Origin of the sequence: Paenibacillus sp. FSL P4-0176, assembly GCF_037975265.1 — a bacterium.
GTDB classification, from domain to species: Bacteria; Bacillota; Bacilli; order Paenibacillales; family Paenibacillaceae; genus Paenibacillus; species Paenibacillus amylolyticus.
Genome location: NZ_CP150242.1, coordinates 2447043 through 2469045, shown reverse-complemented (window position 1 = coordinate 2469045; position 22003 = coordinate 2447043). Strand labels below are relative to the sequence as shown.

15 protein-coding genes are annotated in these 22003 nt (G+C 46.7%); 3 read left to right on the top strand and 12 right to left on the bottom strand.

Annotation, left to right across the window (positions count from 1 at the left end; translation table 11 throughout):
• Positions 1-69 precede the first annotated feature (69 nt).
• The gene (locus MKY95_RS11475; protein ID WP_036609574.1) at positions 70-2094 is read right to left on the bottom strand and encodes a Na+/H+ antiporter; all 2025 of its coding nucleotides are present in this window, start codon (positions 2092-2094) and stop codon (positions 70-72) included.
• Positions 2095-2308: 214 nt separating this feature from the next.
• On the opposite strand from MKY95_RS11475, the gene MKY95_RS11470 reads away from it, so the two are divergent.
• Entirely contained in the window at positions 2309-2608 is a 300-nt protein-coding gene (locus MKY95_RS11470; protein ID WP_076318451.1) for a hypothetical protein, read from the top strand.
• Between the two features lie 98 nt (positions 2609-2706).
• On the opposite strand, the gene MKY95_RS11465 is transcribed toward MKY95_RS11470, so the two are convergent.
• Positions 2707-3189 carry a MarR family transcriptional regulator gene (locus MKY95_RS11465; RefSeq protein ID WP_036609579.1) on the bottom strand — a complete coding sequence of 161 codons (483 nt, stop codon included), beginning with the start codon at positions 3187-3189 and terminating at the stop codon, positions 2707-2709.
• A gap of 270 nt (positions 3190-3459) precedes the next feature.
• Here MKY95_RS11465 and MKY95_RS11460 point away from each other — a divergent pair, with 270 nt between their 5' ends.
• Entirely contained in the window at positions 3460-4575 is a 1116-nt protein-coding gene (locus MKY95_RS11460; protein WP_076318450.1) for an FAD-dependent monooxygenase, read from the top strand.
• Positions 4576-4692: 117 nt separating this feature from the next.
• Here the strand turns inward: MKY95_RS11460 and MKY95_RS11455 are convergent, their stop codons facing one another.
• From MKY95_RS11455 to MKY95_RS11415, 9 genes are all read right to left on the bottom strand, one after another.
• Positions 4693-4923 (bottom strand): hypothetical protein, encoded by a 231-nt coding sequence (locus MKY95_RS11455; RefSeq protein WP_076208990.1) that lies wholly within the window; start codon positions 4921-4923, stop codon positions 4693-4695.
• 215 nt (positions 4924-5138) lie between these two features.
• Positions 5139-7715, bottom strand: coding sequence for a glycoside hydrolase family 2 protein (locus MKY95_RS11450; RefSeq protein ID WP_339198784.1), 2577 nt, complete (start codon positions 7713-7715; stop codon positions 5139-5141).
• A gap of 90 nt (positions 7716-7805) precedes the next feature.
• Complete coding sequence (locus MKY95_RS11445) at positions 7806-9392, bottom strand: helix-turn-helix domain-containing protein (protein WP_339198781.1); 1587 nt, start codon at positions 9390-9392, stop codon at positions 7806-7808.
• Positions 9389-11170, bottom strand: coding sequence for a sensor histidine kinase (locus MKY95_RS11440; RefSeq protein ID WP_339198778.1), 1782 nt, complete (start codon positions 11168-11170; stop codon positions 9389-9391). Before MKY95_RS11440 ends, MKY95_RS11445 begins: the two co-directional genes overlap by 4 nt.
• Before the next feature lie 30 nt (positions 11171-11200).
• Positions 11201-12055, bottom strand: a complete 855-nt coding sequence (locus MKY95_RS11435) for a carbohydrate ABC transporter permease (RefSeq protein WP_235193817.1) — start codon at positions 12053-12055, stop codon at positions 11201-11203.
• Positions 12056-12091: 36 nt separating this feature from the next.
• On the bottom strand, positions 12092-12973 hold the full coding sequence (locus MKY95_RS11430; protein WP_076318446.1) for a sugar ABC transporter permease: 882 nt from the start codon (positions 12971-12973) through the stop codon (positions 12092-12094).
• Positions 12974-13074: 101 nt separating this feature from the next.
• Positions 13075-14388 (bottom strand): extracellular solute-binding protein, encoded by a 1314-nt coding sequence (locus tag MKY95_RS11425; RefSeq protein ID WP_036609593.1) that lies wholly within the window; start codon positions 14386-14388, stop codon positions 13075-13077.
• 258 nt (positions 14389-14646) lie between these two features.
• Positions 14647-16740 carry an acyltransferase family protein gene (locus MKY95_RS11420; RefSeq protein ID WP_076318444.1) on the bottom strand — a complete coding sequence of 698 codons (2094 nt, stop codon included), beginning with the start codon at positions 16738-16740 and terminating at the stop codon, positions 14647-14649.
• Between the two features lie 574 nt (positions 16741-17314).
• Positions 17315-17875: a flavin reductase family protein gene (locus MKY95_RS11415; RefSeq protein WP_076318443.1), complete on the bottom strand. Its 561-nt coding sequence runs from the start codon at positions 17873-17875 to the stop codon at positions 17315-17317.
• 233 nt (positions 17876-18108) lie between these two features.
• Here MKY95_RS11415 and catA point away from each other — a divergent pair, with 233 nt between their 5' ends.
• Entirely contained in the window at positions 18109-18756 is a 648-nt protein-coding gene (gene catA, locus MKY95_RS11410) for a type A chloramphenicol O-acetyltransferase (protein WP_339198773.1), read from the top strand.
• A gap of 82 nt (positions 18757-18838) precedes the next feature.
• Here the strand turns inward: catA and MKY95_RS11405 are convergent, their stop codons facing one another.
• Positions 18839-21478 (bottom strand): adenosylcobalamin-dependent ribonucleoside-diphosphate reductase, encoded by a 2640-nt coding sequence (locus MKY95_RS11405; RefSeq protein ID WP_339198769.1) that lies wholly within the window; start codon positions 21476-21478, stop codon positions 18839-18841.
• Between the last annotated feature and the right edge of the window lie 525 nt (positions 21479-22003).

Genomic DNA, 22003 nt, shown 5'->3' with positions numbered 1-22003 from the left:
TTGTAACGTCTTTCTTGTCCCATATTATATCAAACCATTTAGCATATTTAAAATATCGGATTTATCGGATTAGGTGTTTTTCAGCGCAGTTGCTTCCACGTCGTTAATAAACCGGCGCAGTTTTGCAGCCACATCACGGGTGATTTCGCCGTTTTCATACAGTTGTTGCACTGTATTACGCTGTTCCTGAATCGCCACCATCTGCAACTCCAATTTCTCCTGATTAAACGGATCTTCCGTTTTACCCTGGTTCCAGGTGCGCAATTTGGCAATTACACGCTCATACTTGGCAATGACCGACAGTGCGACGACACGATTCCCATCATTCATATGGGCACGAATAGCCTTAATTGCTGCTTCAGAGGTGCGCAGCTTCACCTGACGGAACAGTTCTGCATTTTCAAGCATGAATGGTTGATTCGGCTTCTGGGACCGGTTGGTGAACAGATGTCCTAACACACGCCCGATCTCGCTGATCGAGGTCATGAACTGAGTGTTTGCGCGATTCGCCAGCATCATTTCCTTGCGATCCAGCCAGCTGTCACATTTGAAGGCCGCATCAGAAGCAATTGCATTTTCGTCTAACATTACTTCAACTTCTTTACGCTCCGCCCGGGTGGCAATCAGGTTAATCGCCGTTTCTTGTTTCTGAATATCTTTGCGTTTATCGGCGGTAAGCTGACCTGCGGCCTGTCTGATGTACTTGGACAAGTCGGAGACAACCGCGAGTGCCGCAGCTTTGTTCTCATCGTTCATTTCGGATTTGACAGCTCGTATTGCCGCATTCAGCATAATGTCATGTGCTTTTCGTTCTGACTTCTGCGGTGTTTCTTCTGTGGATTTCCCATCGTCCTTGGCCAGAACTGGAAGAAACACGCTCGCCGCAATCAGGGAGAAGAGGATAACCCCTGCCGCGAGGAAAATAATCAGATCCCGTTCAGGGAAAGGTGATCCATCCTGAAGCACATAAGGAATGGAGAACGCACCCGCCAATGTTACAGCCCCCCGCACTCCAGAGAGGGAAATGATCGTAATATCCTTGAATCTGGGCCTGCCAATAGAGGATTTGGTACGCAGCAATTCATTCCCTTGCCAGAACAGATAGATCCAGAGAAAACGCAGAACCAGCAGTAGCACCGAGATCAAGCCCACATATCCCAACACCTGCAGATTATTAAACGAAACATTTTCAAAGATGGTACTCAACACATCCGGTACCTGTACACCCAAAATAACAAACACCAGACCATTTAGTATAAATAAAATGACTGACCATGTGCTCGCAGATACCACCTGCATTTTCAACTGAACCGATTCAGCGCGGTCACGCTCTATGGCGTGGATAATACCGCCTGCCACTACCGCAAGAATACCTGATACCCCAATTTCTTCACTTACCAGATAGATGATAAATGGCGTCAGGATTTGCAGCAGCATGTGAATGGTCACATCTTCCATGCCCAATCTACGGATCCATACCCCTAGCCTGATTAACAGAAAAGATAACAATGCCCCGACAAGAAGTCCGCCAATCGCAATCAGAATAAAACTGAAGGTTGCATTCGCCAGGGAAAATACACCTGTAACTGTGGCTGCAATTGCGAATTTGAAGGCCACGAGGCCAGATGCATCATTCATTAATGCTTCACCTTCAAGAAGCCTATGTATGCCTTTGGGCAAATGTACCCGGCCCGCCATGGCGCCAACGGCCACAGCATCTGTCGGGGACAGTATGGCTGCAAGAGCAAAAGCAGCAGGTAACGGAATCGAAGGAATCAGCCAGTGAATGGCATATCCCGCCACGACCACCGTCACGAATACAAGCCCTAGTGCAAGCAGAAGTATCGGTGCACGCAGATTCCATAATTCATTCCTTGGCGTTCGCTTACCATCGTTGTATAACAAAGGAGCGATGAACAGTACAAAGAACAATTCCGGATTCAACGGCAGGTGAACACCTGCGGGAAGCAAAGCTATAGCTACACCAAGCACGATTTGAATGAGCGGAATGGGAATAAAGGGTACAAACCGGTTTAAGATATTGGATAAACCAATCAGTACCAGTAACACAAGTACGGCAATAAATATTTCCATGATGACAATCCCTTTCCGCTATAGAAGTGGTGAAACCTTTGTTGTATAGGTTTATTTTAACATAATCCAGACTTTATTATAAAAATGTTGTCATATTCATATACCCAATCAACTCGCCTCAGACCAGTCTGAATGAAAGATTTCTGATGGATTCTGTATATAAGATGTTACAATATGCTCAGGACAATACCCGTTTGGAAAGGAACTTGCATCTATGGCATTTGGAATTAAACGACAAGAGCTTGCTGCGTGGAAAGAACAAGTGGCTCGGGGTGAGATTGCGTACCTCACTCATTTCTGGATTGACAACCGATTCCCCGGTGTCACCAGTGTCACCAAAGTTGGCTGTGCAGATCTGGAACGTCTCGAACGTTGGTGCAACGATCATGGGCTGGACCCGCGATATATTCATCGGCGGCAGCCCTTTCCCCACTTTGACCTGATGGGCAGCAAGCAAAAAGAAATTTTGATCCAAGAAGGCATGACAGATCATGTGGTTCGCTTTCATTTGTAAACCAACTCAAAAACGCCAGTCTTCAAGGTTCATCCCCCCGCAATTAGGGACGAACTCATGAGGACTGACGTCTTCAAGGAATCAAGTCATATTATGGACTACCGGTGGATCTGCTCAAACGACTTCATGTTCTCCAGCAGTTTCAGTTCAATTTTCTTCAGCATGCCAAACATCTGCTGTTGCTCCTCTTCGGAAAGTGCTTGCAACAATTCCCACGTCATTCGGCCGCGATTCGCATTAAGTGTCTTGGCAAGCTGCGCGCCTTCATCCGTTAAGGACAGCCACACAATTCTCCGGTCTTCTTCACTGCGCACCCGCTGGATCAACCCTTCCGTCTCCAGTTGATTCAGTACAATGGTGGTTGCGCCGGAAGACAAACTGAGTTGTCTAGCCACATCAACCGCCATGCAGCGTTTTTCACGTAAAATCATGCCCAATATATGACTTTTTGTCGGATTCAGTTTACAGTTGGTTTCGGTCTTCTGTTGCTGATCCAATACTTTATTTTTATATCTGAAGAAGGCCTCCAACAATTGATCTACGTTTGCCAATTGAGAGTTTCGCTCCGTATCCGGGCTCATAAACGTTCCTCCGCCTTTCATCATAACCTACCTTATATTGTAACATATTTACACTATGATGTTTGTGAAAAATGCGCTTGTATCCGACACCTTATCGTTGACTGCAAGACTCTTGTTTTATTTTGGGTTTCGCCTATTGCATTATGGCAACGGGTTTGTTTATAATAGCCTATATCTTTAAAGTTACTTTTAGTTACTTAATGATTTTAATAAATCTGTTGTTATAAAGTAAATAAAGCGTCACCATTATAATGCAAGGGACTTATGCACATGAATCAGAATACACAATCACAACTCAAAACGGATGTTTGCATCGTGGGCGCTGGACCTGGCGGTGCTTTGCTTTCTTATTTACTGAATCAAAAAGGAATCTCCACGATGCTCATTGAGCGGCAGCCCCACCTGCACAAGTCGTTTCGCGGGGAGTTGCTTAATGTGGACGGCGAAGCCATTTTAAATAAACACGGCCTCTATTCCCTCATTCAGCAACGCGGAGCGCTGCTCTTGGAACAGATTCAGTATTGGGAAAATGGGCAGATTATTCATACGGTATCACCAGGCAATGGAGAATCTCATGTTGGTATTCATGTACCCCAAGATCATCTCCTGGAAGCCATCGTGTCGCATGCTCAGCAGCACAATTCAAACGAACAAGTACTATTCAATACGATTATGACCGGTTTGTTACGAGACAAGAACGGCCAGGTCGTGGGTATTAACATTCGGCAGAAGGGTGTTCCTGCCTCCATTGAAGCATCTGTAATTGTGGGTGCTGATGGCAGATACTCTGCTGTACGCAAACATTCCGGTATGACCCCGGAGATTCGTAAGCATGGGTATGATCTGCTCTGGGCACGCATTCCGGCACCCGTAGGTTGGGAACCCGCTGTTCGAATGGCCAGCATGGATGGTCAACAGCTCGCACTGTTCTCACAGTTCGGCGGTTATGTTCAGATTGGATGGAACATTCCCGAAGGAGCTTACTCCAAGCTGCGAGAGCAGCCGATTGCTCCTTTTGTAGATAAACTTGTATCTGCTTTTCCTTGCCTATCTGATTCTGTAGCTGCCAACATTCAGAGCTGGAGTGATTTTGTTCTGTTATCTGTCGAAAGCAGCTATTGCCCGTCGTGGGCACAGGACAATGTTGTACTCATCGGTGATGCCGCTCATACCATGACACCAACCGGTGCGTTTGGACTAAATGCGGCGCTCGAAGATGCGGATGTGCTCTCCGAATTACTTGTCCAAATGGCTGCAGATCAATTCAGTTCCACTGCACAACTTCAGGAACTTCAGACGATTCGCGGTGCAAAGGTACAGCAGCAACTTGCACGACAAGTGGAGATGGAATCCTCTTTCCAACAGCGGTATGAATCCTTTCTCTAAACCCAGTTAATACAGATAAAATGCCTATATGCCCAAACAGCCGATCACTTCCTCATAGAGAAGAATCGGCTGTTTGGTTTGTTGGTTTATCTTTTTTATGTAATTCCGTATCCTTCTTCATTTTCGTTTGCGTGGAGCAAACGTGTCTTCTCTGGGTGCTCCTTCTTGTACAGTATCAACGTCCTTCGGATAGGATGAGATGTTATCTTTTTCATATACTGCTTTCTCCAGATTGCTTAAGCGGCGCAATACTTGTTTGCTTTTACGAACGATATATACAATACCAATAATCAGCAGGATCAACATCAGAATGAATATAACCATCTCCGGATAAAAGACAAATGACATGAATCCACCTCCTTTGAAAACGATTTCTCTATATCATTCTAACCTTAATGATTCAAGATGTGAACCCGATTGGAAGTTTCGCTTGTGGAATAAGGACTAAACCACCTGACACAACGACATGAACTCACCCTGCTGCAAAAGTAAAAAAGGTGGCATCCCTGATCAGGATTACCACCTTGAACCTCGAATAAGATTCGAAGTCTGTGATTATTATTTTATCCTTCTCTGCCGTTCATGGCACTAACTCGAAGTTCTGTCAGTGGCAGAGACGTTTGCTCTGGGTGAAGTAGTCTCACTGTTCGGCTCTCACCGGGGAGCAGATCGAAATAATTGTCACTGAATCGGACACGCCCAAGGGGAAGCTCCAGCTTCACCAATCGTGCAATCCCACCACTGGCCGTAACCGTAACAGACTGCTCCTCCTCGTTCACATGTACGCTCAATTGCGACTCTGGCAACGTCACATCCTTAGGATCGCGCAAGAAGTAACGATTACTCGGTGCCGCAAATCCTTCGGATATCAACTCAACCATTACTTCCTCCGCGCGTCTACCCTGTAACACCTCTACTTCAGTTAATTCAACAATACACCGTGAGGATTGGGATGTTACTTCAACAGCACGTGAGCCGGAGTAGATCTTCTCTCCATCCAATGCATAGACATTGAGTCGAAGCTCCCCTTTCAAGACGTCACGTGTATCGTTCACAACCCACAACGCAAGCGGCTCACCCGGCTCATGCTCCAGTGACAACAGGACAGGATGAAAGAATATTTTCCCATAATAAAAGGATGCCTTCGGCAGCAGTTCATAATCAATCATGGACCAGCTTGTTCCTGGCCAACTATCGTTCAATTGCCATACAAGCGCTCCGCTGTTGCGGTGATTGATGCGCCGGAAATGTTCAATTCCATATCGTAGCCCTTCTGCTTGAGTAAGCATGGAGTAGTTCATATACTCTTCTATATTTTGCGGAATCCCTGTGTAACCCTCCATCAGCAAAATACCTTTTTGATGATTGGTATCTTTGTTACGATAGGCCATCTCCGGACTGCCCCAGTAAAACTGACCTGCGGGCATATTTTTCTCCAGTGTGTAACGATTGGCCGAGGCGTGCATACCAAATTCACTGCTGAACAATGCATGATCGTTTTTGTAATTTTTGAACGTTACACCTTCAATACTGTAGTCCAGCAGTGGTGGCTCTCCATGCTTCCTTGGATAGACCGAACCATGCCATACCTGCCAGTTGTGGCGATCCCCCACATCCGGGTCATTCGCATCCTGACCGTTGCTGTCTCCGAACGGCGAAGAAGGCCAGTACGGACGAGACAGATCCAAGCGCTCCAGCACTTCAGGGATTAGCTCATGATAGATCTGTTCGCCGTAGAACGGACTGGTAATATCTCCACTTGCCGACTTCATATCATAGAGCCAGTCAATCTCGTTATTACCACACCAAATAGCAAGCGAGGCACGGTTACGCAGGCGCAGGACATTGTTTTCTACCTCTTGCCGTACATTATCCATGAAATCACGATTGAAATCCGGGAATAATGCGTTTGCGAATGCAAAATCCTGCCACACCAACACCCCTTGCCGATCACACTCATCGTAGAAGACATCCTTCTCATATACACCACCAGCCCAGACACGCAACATGTTCATATGCCCTTCCACCGACAGCTCGACAAGCTCACGATATCGAGAGTTCGGGATGGCGCCAATCAGATGATCAGCCGGAATCCAGTTGGCACCCTTGGCATATACTTTGACTCCGTTCAGAATAAAAGTAAATGCATCTTCACCCCGTTCATTGTGAAGAGCCAGCTCAATCGTTCGTAACCCATAAGGCTCGCTATAACGATCCACCTCAACGCCATCGGCGAATAATGTAACCTCCAGCGTATACAGATACGGCTCACCCAGATCATGAGTCCACCATAACTGAGGTGACGTAACGTTTAATGTGGTATCTGCTATACCACCCTCTACGGGTAGTTCAGTGACACCTGCCACCTCGTGTCCACTGCGATCCAACAGACGAACATTACAGGTCGCAACCACAGCCTGCTCACGTTTCTGTCTGTTACGGTAAGACAAGACCGACTTCACATCAGCCGTGACATGTAAGACAGCTAGCTCTGAACTGACTGATTCCGTTCGAGCATATACACTTTCCAGCTTGGCGATTGTTCGTTTTTCCAGCCTTACCGCACCCCAGATCCCCACCGTAACCATGCGTGGACCCCAGTCCCAGCCAAAGTTCATCGCTGCTTTGCGCAACCATGGCCGTTCCTTCGTATACGAGGACCAGTCAAAGGTTTCTTTGTCCCGGTGATGCAGGTGAAGCGGATCAAACTTGACAGCAATCGCATTCCAACCGCTGCGTACCAGAGACGTTACATCAAATGCATGTGACATAAGCATATTGGCCGTTTTCCCGACTTCATGGCCGTTGACATATACCGTTGCAAACGTATCCAATCCTTCGAACACCAATTCAAAGTGCTCCTCCGTCTCTGCATCTCTCACCAGATTGAAGGTTGTGCGATACCACCATTCCTTTTGCTCAATCCAGCGACTTTTGGCATCATTATGTCCGTAATAGGGCGGATCAATGATACTGCGCTCAACCAATGCAGCATGTACATCGCCAGGCACTTCAGCCCCGATCCAGAAACGGTCATCCAGTGTAGCTGCTGCCACATCCATTGCCCGCTTCTCTCCAACTTCAAAATGCTGTATCTTCCATTGTCCCGATAAATCCTGACTTGAACTATAGGTCTTCATCAGTATGCCCTCACTCTCCAATAACCCTGAGTAATACCATATCGAAAACGTTTGCAGACAGGTAAAACATGTTTCCTAATCTGCTCATTTCTAACTTCCCGAAGGCTTGAACAACAACGCCTCTTCGCGATACTCACTCGGGGTCTTGCCCGTATGTTTTTTGAACAGTCTGCTAAAATATTTCACGTCCTCGTAGCCGCTGATTGCAGCGACTTCACTGACCTTCGCTGGAGACACCGCCAGCATATCCATCGCTCTTCGTATACGCATATCGGTGACAAAATCTACGAAGGTCACACCCATTTCTTTTTTAAACAGTTCACTGAGGTGACCCGGATGCAAATGAACATGTCCAGCTACCTGCTGCAGATTAATATCCTGTGCCAATGATGATTCAATATAACCGATAGCCTTCTGCACATGGGCAGCCTGTCCCTGGCCCATTCGGCTATGATATACATGCATCAGGCCATACAGATGATGGAACAGCATATCCCCGAGCTCCACAGCTTCGGCATCCGGTTCCGGCAACCAGGGCTCGAGCCTTGCGGGTTCTTCACGCCCTGTGGCTCGCATTGTGCGAGTCAGCCAGCGATGACCTGCAATGACAGCCGAGTGCAAACAAGCACTGAACGATTCTGGTGTGACCTCCGGTTCTGTAATCAGATTAGCCACAAGTTCCCGCGTCCATGTCGTTAACGTGACTGAATCATTATCCAGCAATATTGTACCAAGTCTGGTCTCCTCTTCGTGCGTAAGTACAGTTTTACCACCTTGGCGATCCTGAACGTGCTCATAATGCCATACTTTATCATCCATCAAACCCCGATATCGGAAGGCAACTGAAGCAGTTCTATAGCTTTCGTGCAGATCTGCATATCCACGCATAGGCAGACCTACCGCTGCGCGGAGGGTGCACTTCAGTAATTGCTCCACCCGACGTAGTGCACTCTCCAGCCTGAACGTAGTTTCATGTTCCACAGGCGGCCATGAAACTACACAGATAATTTGCTGTTTCTCTACATGAGCAATGGCACCAGGTAACATATCCTCCAGGGTATTCTGCACCGCAAATCGTAATAGCGCATCCGAGGATTGATCCCAACCCTCTGCTCGAAGAATAATGACTTGTCTGAGAATCTGTTCATCATCAAGGCCAACAACCCCTGCCTCTTTTCCAGCATCAGATCGCAAGAATGAAGGAAAATGACCCGAAGCGGTGTCACCATCAATGATCCATCCAGCAAATAACCGCTCTCGATTCTCCCGCATAAGCTGTCCCTCTCTGGACTTCTCTGCCCAACGTTCCGTGATGCGCTGTTTGGCCTGTAATACGGTTTTGATGATCTCTTCCGGCTTGCTTGTTTTGAGCAGATAATCTGTAACGCCTTGGCGAATCGCCTGTTGCGCATAAGAAAAGTCATCGTATCCGGACAAAATAATGACCTCCAGCTCAGGTAACAATCGTAGTCCCTCTTCTGCCAGTTCCAGCCCCGATCTGCCTGTCATCCGAATATCCGTCATCAGGATATTCGGACGTTCCTCAGCCATGCGTGTTAACGCCTCCTCTGCCGAGGCAGCAGGTTGAAGAAGTTCAATTCCGAGTTCATGCCAAGCGATAACGCTGGCAAGCCCTGTACGGATAATCACTTCATCATCAACAATTAATAGTCTCATGGCGAACCCTCCAAGATTGGAATGGAAAACGAAATCCGAGTACCTCCCCCAACCCTGCTGTCTACTTCAAGCTGTGCATCCGCTCCATAATGGAGCAGCAGTCTCTCATTTACATTGCAGAGCCCATAACCGCCTTGGTTTAGCTGTTTTTCCGGCTGTTTTCCCTTCCATTCCCTAATACTTATCCTTAATTGTTCCAGTCTGTCCGGCTCCATGCCAACACCATCATCCAGCACCAGCACATTCATCTGTTCATTATCCGGGTCCTTACGAATCATTATGGTGATGGTGCCTACGCCTGCTTTGGGCTGAATGCCATGAATCATGGCGTTCTCAACGAGCGGTTGCAGCAATAGCTTCAGCATCACTCGCTTCTCAAGCGCTGGATCTACGATATAATGCAACACAAATTGATCAGGGAAACGAATCGACTGCACACGCACATAATGGCGAATATGAGCTATCTCCTGTTCCACAGGGCAGTAATCCTGACCATTGTTTAAACTGATGCGCAGAAAATCACTCAAGCCCTCAACCATATCCGCGATCCGCTTCTCTTCAGACATCAAGGCAATCCAATGAATTGAAGAGAGTGTGTTATACAGAAAGTGCGGGTTAATCTGCGCCTGAAGCACCCGAAGATCCGCTTCTTTTTTGCGAGCTTCACCTCGAATAACCTCTTCCTTTAATAACTGAATATGTGCACCGAGCAGATTGTAACTCTCCCCAAGCCTGCCAATCTCGTCATCACTTTCAGAGCGGAACAGCGGAAGAGGTCGTTCCGGATCAATTCGGGACAGATGTCTGGTAAGCAAACGAAGCGGCCTCGTCACACGCCGCACCGTAAACCAGACCAAGCCAGCACTGATCACAGCAGACATGGCAACGGCGCAGCCAGTTAGAATAAGAATGTACCGATTCTCCGACTTGTACTGGTCATAAGGAACCGTTCCAACCAATGTCCACCCCGTCAATTCTTCCGGATAATAGAGCAACGTCCGTTTATCGTCACCACTGCCATACGTGGTGGTTCCGCTACCGCCATCCTGAATTAACGTCGAAATCCCTGGTTCGACACCTTCCAGCTTAAGTCCAAGCCGGGATTTGTCCATCGAAGACAGAATCTCTCCAGAACTGCCGATGAGCTCCAGTCTGCCTTGCCCTCTGCCTAATCCCAGAGCGGCCCATCCCTTGGATATGGCCTTCTCATCCAGACTAATGGCTAACCAGCCGATGGGTCGATAATCATGGATACTGCGAATCGGCCGAACCAATGTGATCACATTTTGTATACCCGCATAATTCTGGACCGGATATACCCCCGTCCATTTTTTCACTGCTTCTCCGCTCGGCACTGGTGGATAAGATAAGCTTGAATTATTGGATTCATACCAGGTAGCCGTAGACAATGTGGCATCGAATCGGCTTGGATATATGGCGATGTTCGCAATATATTTCTTGGAAGCAGCCAGATTGGTCATCCTGCCCAGGATATCCACCCGGTCCAGCTCATGATCTTCATTGTGGCTAAGATACTGCTGGATGTCCCGTTCTCCAATCAGGAAAATGGAGAGATTCTCGGCATCCTGCAACATATAACGAAGATTTGCTTCCACCTGTTTCAGCGTATCCATGCCGGACAGCTTTGTTTTTTGCTCTGTGATGCGGGAAGAGATCAGAAAGGCGAACAGGCCCAAGGCCAGCAAAGGCACAATCATTGAAGCCGTCACAACGACGGATAGCTTCCTTTGTAACGAAGATGTGAGCCAGCGTGCCAAACGTTTCTCCTCCTCTGGATGCGCTTTCGCTTACCCTTTGACAGCTCCTGCTGTCATGCCTTTCATAACTTGTTCCTGGAATATGAGATACAAGATAATGGTTGGAATGACCGATAGGGTCATGGCAGCAAGCGTTAATCCGTAATCGGTTTGATACCCATCCGCAAAGTTCGCAATGGCCAGCGGTAACGTTTTCAATCCGGTTTTGTTGATGAATACAAGCGCAAATGAAAAGTCATTCCACGCATGCAGGAAACTCAGGATCGTAACCGTTGACAACGCAGGCACAGACATGGGTAGCATGATTCGGGTAAACAGCCCCCAAAGTCCTGTTCCATCAATAAAAGCTGCCTCTTCAATATCACGTGGAACACTTGTCAGATAAGCAGTAAGCACAAAAATGGCCGTAGGCAATGCAAAAGCCGTATAAGGTAATATTAAGGCCCAGTACGTATTTAGCAAGGACATCTGTTTCATTAAAATAAATAAGGGGACAAGCGTACTATGGATCGGAATGAGCATACCAACAACAAAGAAGGTCATGATTAACCCTTTCCAGCGAAACTGGAAACGAGCCAGGATGAATGAAGCCAGCGCTGCAATAAACAGCGTCAGAATAAGTGACCCCACCGATACGATTAGTGAATTGCCAAAAGCGGTCCCTAGCCTGGAGCTTTCCCATGCATTGCTGAAATTGGCAACATTCCAGTTTTCCGGAAGACCAAAGGGCCTGCTATAGAAATCTTCATTTGTTTTGAATGCACTAATCACGAGCCAGTAGAACGGATACAATGTTAAAATACCATAGACCGTTAGCAGCGTCCAAACAATTCCGCTACGTAAGCGACGAATCGGATGGCCCGAGCTGCTTTGAGGTGATGGCATGGATACAGGTGTCACGCGCATGATAGCTCCTCCTCTCTATTGATTCTCTTTTCGTTTGCGACTAGTTAGCCACTGGCTTGTTCCGATCAGCAGCAGGGAGATCAGTACGATGGTTGTGGAGATCGCACTACCAAAACCATATCGGTATGTTGTAAAGGTTGAATTGTACATATACGTTGCAAGCAGTTCCGTCGCATGTGCCGGACCACCCTTGGTCATGATGTAGACCAGATCGAATGATTTCAGACTACCCGAAATACATAGAATGATCGCTACCTGAACCGTACCCCAGATTATGGGCAAAGAGACCGATACCAGTTTCCGAATTCCTGAAGCACCGTCTATTTTGGCAGCATCATGAATCTCGCCGGGAATATTCTGCAACGCCGAGATGAAGATAATCAGATACAACCCGACAAAGCTCCAGAGCAGCGGCGGTACCAATGAGAAAATGGCAATCTTGTCATCGGAAAGCCATTGCAGCTTCCAACTTTCCAGCCCCAGTGCGTCCAGCAGAAAGTTCAATATCCCGATCTGCGGATGATAGATATACTGCCAGATCATACCGATAACGACAGTGGATAACACCATCGGCAGAAATACGGCTGAGCGCAGAAACCGCTGTAACGGATTACTTTTGTGTAAGATGACCGCCAACATCAGCGCTAATGGAATTTGTCCAAATACCGATGCCAACACAAAAATAACGTTATTTTTCAGTGCTCGCCAGAACACAGGATCATGCCAGATCTCAATGTAATTATCCACACCAATATATTTGGATGCGCCAATGCCGGACCAGTTGAAGAAACCGTAGTATGCCGACCACACGACCGGTACAAATACAAACAATGCATAAATGATGACTGCCGGGGCCAGCCCCAGCATAATAAAACGCCGACTGCGCAGTGCGTTCATCTGTTCACTTCCCTTCCATAAATGCCTTTACCAACTTGTAACTGACTGTCCCATTCATACTTAAAACCCCTCCCCTGCCGGGAAGGGGTTTTAACGAATGGTTACTGACTAACTGCATTGGCTTGAGCCGCCTGAATTTTGGCTGCAATGTCTTCGGCCTTGCCGCCCATAAGCAACTCTTGCAATGCATTATTAATAACCTCAACCGTTGCCGATCCCAGCTTGGAATCGTATACTGGCGTGATCTTCACTTCCTGCATCAGATCATATAATTCTACGAACAATGGATGTGCTTTGGTTTTGTCCAGATCAATCTTGTAACTCACCAATGTGCTGCTATCCAATGTGGCCTTCTGACCATCAGGTCCTGCCAGCGCATAGAACAGCTCCATCGCTGCCTCTTTTTGTGCACCGCTCAGCTTTTTACTTACACCCAACCCGGTTCCTACTACACCGGATGTTGTTCTTGGTTCACCCTGACCTCCGTCCACTGGAGGAAGAATCGTAATATGTGTGTTGTTCAACACCTCTTCAGGTGCATTGTTCACCAGATTTGCCAAGGCCCATCCGCCGTTCATGACCATCGCTGCCTTACCTTGGAAATAAAGCTGCATCATCTGTGTCTCATCGATACTGTTGAAACCATCTTGGAATGCTTTGGTGTTGCCAAGCTCCTGCATCTTGTTCAAGGCTTCAATAAATTGTGGATCGGTAAAGCTTGCACCCTCTTGTGCTGCCGCTTTCAAGAACCAGTCTGTGCCGGTAATTCGATCAGCCAGTGTACTGAATATCGTTGATTGAGCTACCCAGTTGGCTTTGTTGCCAAGTGCCATGGGAATGACTTTATTTTGATTAAAAGTAGCAATCGCTTGTTCCAGTTCCGCCCAGGTCTCAGGCACTTTTACGTTGTACTGTTTGAAAAGAGCTTCATTGTAATAAATGAAGGAACTTGGCGCCAGATTCATCGGCACGGAGTAGATATTCCCGTCTACGGTGTATCCGTCCAGTGCATTCGGGATAAAGTTATCTTTCCACTCCGGCTTTGCGTCCAGCTCTGCATTAATGGGCTGTAACAGATCCCCTTTGACAAATTCCTTCGTCATGGCATCCGGCCACATCACGAACAGGTCTGGCATCTCGTTGGCAGCGGCCACCGTACGAAGCCGGGTTTTGAGACCATCTGTTGGCAGGCCTTCATCCACAACTTCAATATCTGGATGCGCCGCGCGGAAATCTTCAATTATTTTGCGCATCGCAACCGCCTTTGCATCCTGTCCGGTCCAGTTGTGCCAGAGTGTGACGGTTACTTTGTCATTGCCGCTGCCTCCTTCTGAAGTGTCCCCGCCAGCACAGCCAGCCAGAATAATGGAGAACAATGTTATTGCCAGGAAACCCGAAAGCCATTTTTTCAACATCTCTATAATCCCCCTCGGCGATTTGAATACACTTATTGTAAATGTTAACGCTATCATACCGTAAGGTGACGATCCACGGATGCAGGGGTGAAAAATATCGGTTCCCATGTTTGGAATTTACTTTGCTGACTTATTTGTTCATAACATATAAAAAGAGCCCTCACAATGAGAGCTCTTTCTTGTTGCAGCCGTCGGTAGCTTCACCCCAGGCTATATATAATGAATAAGTGCTAAATCGTATTAAATATGGATTGCGTATTATTGGATACTGTTCTTCACCAGTTCTGCAAAAGCTTCGGACCCTTGCGTAGTGAGATGTACGCCATCTTTTTCAAAATATTCGTCATGTCCCTCACTTGCACTGTTCCAGTCAATTAACGAGACATTGCTGTATTTGGATGCTGCTTCATTCAACGCCCTGTTCACCGTTCGTTCCCATGGACGAGGTACGCGCACAGTAACCAGATATACCCGATCCTCATCCTTCAGATAATCAAGCACAGCATTCAAGTTTTTGGAGTTAAAGGAACCATTCGTCCCGAGCTCCAGCACCACTTTGCTGCCCATTTGGTTGTTTTGCTTCAGACCTTCCAATACATCGCCTGCCTGCCACATCTGACGACCAACATGTCCGTCCACATACACTCCCGATATACTTTGCTCCAGATACGGTTTTGCATCCAAAATCACCGAATCTCCAATAACGGTATAATGAACCTTTCCATCCTCGGCAGGAGGAGCCGTTTCTTCATTGTCCTGAGATGAATCAGGTGCATCATCCGCATGATCCGTATCATCGGATTGATTCGCTCCAGCGTCATCTGGTGTATCATTCTCGTTAGTCACGGAGTCATCAGTCGGCTTATCTTCAGACTGACCGTCCTTGCCAGCATTCACTGAATTGTCTTGTTCGTCAGGTTTTGAATCTGGAGCAGACTCTCCTGTTGGCTTCTCATTTTTCCCCGGATCATCTTTCGTTCCTGCTTCCGGTTTATGGGTATGAGCATCGTTCTTTTGGCCAGAGCCTGACGTTCCTGTAATAGCCGGCAACACATCCTGTCCCTGTTCCTCCGCTACGGAATTCTCTCCATTTAATGTGTTGGACATCGATACCGAATGGGAATCGGAGTTCGCTGCATGGGAGACCATCATCTGAGATACTGTATAGGACAACAGCAGAATCGTCATCAACAGACCTGCCCGCTTCCACCATACGTTACGTATACCGATTGATGACCGCCCTCTTCCCCATAATCGGGACCAAGAATCACGGAATCCATTGTACCGAATCGGATTTTCAATATATTTAAGGGACAATGAGGCCAGTACAACCGTTGCAGCAACCTGTAAAATGATGCGTACAGGATGTGCTCCTCCCGTATCCACCGCGGGATTGGTTAAAATAATGACTGGATAATGCCACAGATATAATCCGTAGGATCGCTCTCCGATCCAGCGTAATGGCTTCGCACCAATGATACGTGCCAGGAAAGACGATGGGTGAGCCAACACCGCTACCAGCAACGTTGTTGCGATAGCCTGAAGCACCATGCCCCCTTGATACAGAAACGGATCATATTCACTGCTGTTCAGCATCATGTAGATTAACAAAGCGAGCGCAGCAAGTCCCGACACATCGAGCACAAGCCGGTTCATGCCAGACAGAGAGTTCGATAGCTTGCGACTAGGCCACACCACGGCAAGAGCAGCACCAGCAAGCAGTGCGAATGCCCGCGTGTCTGTTCCATAATATACACGGCTCGGGTCCAAATCCGGATTATACATGATGGCCATTGCGCCAGCAGATAATTCAGCTGCGACGACAATGAAAACGACCAGCCATCCCTTTCTTTTGAACACTACGATTGCTGCGATCAGTAGAAGAGGCCATATAAGATAAAATTGCTCTTCCACAGCCAGTGACCAGAAATGTCCAAACGGTGATGGAGGGCCAAAACTTTCGAAATAGGAAACGTTGTGAAAGATATACCACCAATTGCTTATGTATAATACACCCGAAACGATATCACCACGAAGCGCAGCAAGCCGGGATGGATCTGTACAAGCCAACCAGATCATCACCACAGCTGTCATGGTCAGCATGCCTGGAAGCAAACGCCTTACCCGTCTTACCCAGAAATCACCGAGTGAAATGCGTCCATGTTCCTGCCACTGTGACACGAGAATATCTGTAATTAAATATCCCGAGAGAACAAAAAATATACCTACACCGAGCAGTCCGCCCGGAATAAAATCCAAATTCAGATGATACGCGATTACCGCAAGTACAGCGATGGCTCGCAAGCCGTCAAGTCCGTTCATATGTCTCTTACGATTTAACGATTGTGACATGCATGCCCCTCCTTGTTACTGTGAGTCAACAACATCGGTGTTGGGGGCATAAAGGAACTCCTGATCGTTCTGGTTGTCATTAACATACGTATTGCACCTTCCATCTTTCATTTACAACATAAGAAAAGCTTCTGTTCGAAGCACGATCCGATGATGCGACATTCTGTGTGAATTCTATAATCTTAAAGAAGACGAATTGCTTGTCCATTAAGTTTAATTATTAAAATATTCTTTATATTCATTCGTGAGTTCACGTTTAGCATTATACGCCCGTATTAAGCCTTATACTTTACAGGAATAGTTACAAACGATTAAACCGATGTAACCTTTCCTGCCAGCTCATATAGCTGTAAAATCATACTCTAATTTTGTCGTTAAATATAGTACTTTTCATCGAGTGGCTAAAATTACCTGTCCCGCTTGCGCAAACCAGCATACCCACGCACACATCGATTGAAACAATTGAATTCATAACAAAAGGCTGCCGACTTGCTCAGCAGCCAATGTCCATTATAAACCTATGTCAGACCGGATTGAAAGTTTTGCTCATAATTGCTTCTTCTTGCCTAGGACCCTAGAGGTGGAACGGGTGAATCTTTTCTTCTGTCCTCGCATCCATGATCCGGTATGCTGAACGCCCTGTGTACATTGGGATTTGCAACTTCTCCAGATCAACCATTCCATTCTCCAGAAAGTACTTCTGATCCTGATATCGCTGTAACACTTCGCCTGCAATCCATTCATGGTCACCATATGTCGTAATCTCCATAACCTTGCATTCATAAGCAAAATAAGCATCTGTCAAAATGGGTACACTTACCTTGATTCCTTCCTCATACGGAATGCCGAATCTTGTGAATTTATCCGTATCTCTCCCACTGAACGTTCCTGCAGCTTGAATCCACTCCGATCGATGACCTGGCAGGAAATGAACACCGAATACGCCACTCTTCTCAATGAGTTCATAGGAGTATGTTTCCTTACGAAGGGAGATGCCGTATACGCCTGGTGATGATCCGATGTATGTATGCCATCCGGACGCCATCACATTCTGAACTCCCTCATGACGTGAAGTCACCACCGCTACCATTCCAGGATAAGAATAAAATATAGGTTCTTCTATCGGCTGACGCATCTAATCCCCTCTCTTCTTCGTTATAAACACAACTTTAATTATAAAGGAAAGAAACAGGTTGAAAAAGCGTTTTGCAGAGGATTTCGCTATAAGCGACACATTCAGTATCATGTTATACTGAGATGGATCAATTTCTAAAAATACGATACTGGGAATGTGATAGGATATGGTCAAATCAGTCAAATATACCTCCTAAATAAAAGACATTATTCAAATTTAGGAGGTTATAACTTATGTTTAATTCAATCGTGTTAGATCAGTGGGATCGAAAGCCATACTTTGACCACTACTTGAATCAGGTCAGATGTACCTACAGCATAACTGCTAATCTGGATATCACTCTTTTGATCAACGAACTGAAGCTTAAAGGATTGAAGTTCTATCCGGCTCTTATTCATATGATCTCTACGGTCGTCAATGCACACAGAGAATTTCGAACTTGTTTTGATGCCGAGGGGAGATTGGGCTACTGGGACGAAATGTCTCCGAGTTATACGATTTTTCATGAGGACAACAAAAGTTTCTCAACGATCTGGACAGCATTCCATGAAGATTTCGAGACGTTCCACATTCGTTATCTGGAAGATATGAAGAATTACAAAGATCACAAACAATTTGTTGCCAAACCCAATGAACCGCCAAATACTTTTCCCGTTTCCAGTATTCCTTGGGTGAACTTTACGGGATTTAATCTGAATATTTACAATGAGGGAACCTACTTGTTGCCTATATTCACGATGGGGAAATATGTTCAACAGAACGATAAAGTATATCTTCCCTTATCCGTTCAGTTACATCACGCCGTGTGCGACGGCTACCATGCTGGTGTTGTATTTCATGAATTGCAATCACTTGCAGATCGATGCCAAGATTGGTGTTAGTTATCTAAATGACAAAAAGGCATTCCTGACTTCGTAATGGAGTCAGGAGTGCCTTTCTTTTTCTCTTTTTTTCAAAAGATATTTAATTGCATTTACTGTACCCACAGTTGCTGCATGTTTTGCAACCTTCCACATTCATCAGGGATGCCGAGCCGCATGAAGGACATAAATCTCTCGATTCGGTAAAGGTTTTCTGATCCTCTACTTTTGGATACGTGCTCTCCACTTGATTCTGTTTTTGTAATGCTCCAGGTTCGTTCTCCTGCACATCGCTCTGTACATGACTTTCCAATGCTTTGGCGACTGCATCAGCAATCGATTCAACCCTATTGGCTCCGAAGCCAATCGCTCCCGAACCACCGATTCCCTTGAGATGTTTGATCAACAGTTCAACCTTGTGCCCATGATCTCCGTATCGAAGGAATAGAGAGCATACTCGACCGAGTGCCTCAGCCATGGCAAACACATCCGATCCCGCTTTGCCCACGTTCAGGAAGATCTCACCCGGCGTTCCCTCCAGATCATTGATCGTAATGTAAGCCATACCAAATGGCGTATTGATTTTGTATGTTGCACCACGCAGTACCTGAGGACGGCTTCTATATTGTTTATCCAGTACTGTAGAAGAGGACGGGGCTTGATCAGAAGAATGCGTTCTAACACCAACCTGGCTATTGGAAGTTCCATCACTTGCCTGTACTTCAGCACTATTCGGGTTTTCTATAGCAGATACGACTGTCTTCTCTACAGCTTCCGCCGTGTTCTGATCTTCACCTTGGGTCTCTTCCTTCTTCGACGTGGACAACACCTGCACATCCCTGCTGCCGTCGCGGTATATCGTTACTCCCTTGCAGCCAAGGTCGAAGGCCAGTTCGTACAGCTCAGCCGTATCCTCCACTGTAAAATCAGCCGGACAGTTGGCCGTCTTCGAGATCGAACTATCCACCCATTGCTGGATCGCAGCCTGCACCCGGATATGATTCTCAGCCGACAAATCCATCGCCGTCACATAATATTCTGGTAAAACTTCACCCGGATGTTCATCCAGCCAGTCTTGTGCAATCGGTACGAACTGTTCATCATAACCTAGACGGCTTTGACGGAAATACTTGAAGGCGAAATACGGCTCAATACCTGTTGATGTGCCCACCATCGTACCTGTACTTCCCGTTGGCGCTTGTGTGATCAGTGTGACATTTCGAATGCCCTGTTTACGGATGGCCTCTCCCACTTCAGGGTACGTCGCAACCATGTTTTTCATGAATCCACTCTGTAAATACGGTTCAGCTTCGAAAGCTGGAAAAGCTCCCTTCTCTGCTGCAATCTCTGCCGATGCCAGATAGGCCTCCTTCGCCATGAATCCATACAGTCTATCCAGAAAAACAAGAGATTCAGGACTGCCGTATCGAATACGCAGCTTAATCATCAGCTCTGCCAGTCCCATGGTGCCAAGCCCAACCCGGCGTTCACGCTGCTGATTCAGTCTATTTTCCTCAAAATGATATGGTGTTGCATCGATGACATTGTCCAAAAATCTAGCCGAGATACGAGTGGTTTCCGCCAGTTCATCCCATGCCACATCATGATTTGTTTCATCGTAGAATTTGGACAGATTGATCGCAGACAGATTACATACACCCCAGGCAGGCAGACCCTGTTCTGCGCAAGGATTAGTACAGTTAATCGGATTGAAGTACCAGCTGTTGGACATCTGGTTGTAGTACTCCATGAATACCACACCGGGCTCTCCAGATTTCCAGGCTGATTCAATAATGGTATGCCAGATTTCGCGCGCCTTCAGTGTACGATAGTGCACCACCGCATGACCTGCGGCTTTCCATTGCTGCATATCCCCGTTCCACTCGATGTCGTAGTCCGGATCGTTCGTATCGGGGAAAACCAAATCCCAATCTCCGTCCTGCTTGACAGCCTCCATAAATGCGTTGCTCACACATACAGACAGATTGGCATTGGTCACCTGCCCCATCGTTTGTTTCACGGTAATAAAATCAAGCACATCCGGATGCCAGTCATTCATCATCAGCATGAGCGCACCCCGGCGGCTTCCGCCCTGTTCAATCAGTCCAGTCGTATAACTGAACAATCCGCCCCACGATACGGAACCGCTGGATGATCCGTTGACACCTTTCACCACCGCTCGGCGAGGACGCAAAGAGGACAAATTAATACCTACACCTCCCCCACGTGCCATAATTTCCGTCATCTCGGTCAAAGTCTTCATGATGCCACCCCGACTGTCTTGCGGAGACGGAATGACATAACAATTGAAAAGTGTCAGCTCATCGCTTGCCCCCGCGCCCGCAGCAATGCGGCCTCCGGGTACTAACTTCCAATCTTCCAACACGGAGCGGAACTTGGACTCCCACGTTGCCCGCTGATCGGCTGTGGATTCGACAGAAGCCATCGCTTTGGCAAGACGGTCCCACATCTCTTCCGGTGTTTTTTCTATGTTGAGTGTCAATTTCTCCACGTTTGTCTCAATCATCTCTCCGCTTCGAGTCCTTACCTGTACAAGCTGACCCTGACGTTCTATGATTTCGCCCACTTCCTTGGTTGGGAACTTCGGATCATCCTTCGTTAATACCAATACCACATCTCCGACCTTGGCATGATTCGAATCAGCGTCCTTCCAGGCGTATCGGTCCAGGAATATTTTTTCGCTAAGTCCTTCTAATTGGTACGATCGTTGGTTCGATTTCATCGCTACATTCAACCTCCCCGGCATAAAGCTCCATTTTCACTATAAAAGTAAATTATGACGAAACACCACATATAGTGATATAAAAACAGTATATTACACCATATATTGATTTTCCATGCGACTTTTATCACAGACCTTATTTTATAGACTCCCTATACACGGACAAGCTTCTTCACACACCCTCATACGCATGAATACGACATCAGTGAATTTTTTGGCACAGAAAAAACATGTGCCTTTACTAAATTTCTGGGTTCAATATAAGTTAAACTAATCATTTGCACGTCAACGGAGAGGACAGAAAAAACCTGAAAAAGCGAAGCGTTCGCCTAAAAGCTTTCTGAAAGAAAGCTGCATCGAAAGCATACGCTATCCCCGGATTTCCCCCTCCAGAAAAGGGAATCAAAGAAATCTGGGGATAACAGCGATTGGAAGGTTGTTCTGTCATCGTAGTGTTCGTGCAAATAAAATGTAGTTCAACTTATATAGTTATGAACTGACTCTCATTCGTCCATACTATTACCT

Coding starts and splice junctions, on each gene's coding strand:
- MKY95_RS11475 (WP_036609574.1), bottom strand. CDS start 2,094: ATGGAAATATTTATTGCCGTACTTGTGTTACTGGTACTGATTGGTTTA.
- MKY95_RS11470 (WP_076318451.1), top strand. CDS start 2,309: ATGGCATTTGGAATTAAACGACAAGAGCTTGCTGCGTGGAAAGAACAA.
- MKY95_RS11465 (WP_036609579.1), bottom strand. CDS start 3,189: ATGAGCCCGGATACGGAGCGAAACTCTCAATTGGCAAACGTAGATCAA.
- MKY95_RS11460 (WP_076318450.1), top strand. CDS start 3,460: ATGAATCAGAATACACAATCACAACTCAAAACGGATGTTTGCATCGTG.
- MKY95_RS11455 (WP_076208990.1), bottom strand. CDS start 4,923: ATGTCATTTGTCTTTTATCCGGAGATGGTTATATTCATTCTGATGTTG.
- MKY95_RS11450 (WP_339198784.1), bottom strand. CDS start 7,715: ATGAAGACCTATAGTTCAAGTCAGGATTTATCGGGACAATGGAAGATA.
- MKY95_RS11445 (WP_339198781.1), bottom strand. CDS start 9,392: ATGAGACTATTAATTGTTGATGATGAAGTGATTATCCGTACAGGGCTT.
- MKY95_RS11435 (WP_235193817.1), bottom strand. CDS start 12,055: ATGCCATCACCTCAAAGCAGCTCGGGCCATCCGATTCGTCGCTTACGT.
- MKY95_RS11430 (WP_076318446.1), bottom strand. CDS start 12,973: ATGAACGCACTGCGCAGTCGGCGTTTTATTATGCTGGGGCTGGCCCCG.
- MKY95_RS11425 (WP_036609593.1), bottom strand. CDS start 14,388: ATGTTGAAAAAATGGCTTTCGGGTTTCCTGGCAATAACATTGTTCTCC.
- MKY95_RS11420 (WP_076318444.1), bottom strand. CDS start 16,740: ATGTCACAATCGTTAAATCGTAAGAGACATATGAACGGACTTGACGGC.
- MKY95_RS11415 (WP_076318443.1), bottom strand. CDS start 17,875: ATGCGTCAGCCGATAGAAGAACCTATATTTTATTCTTATCCTGGAATG.
- catA (WP_339198773.1), top strand. CDS start 18,109: ATGTTTAATTCAATCGTGTTAGATCAGTGGGATCGAAAGCCATACTTT.
- MKY95_RS11405 (WP_339198769.1), bottom strand. CDS start 21,478: ATGAAATCGAACCAACGATCGTACCAATTAGAAGGACTTAGCGAAAAA.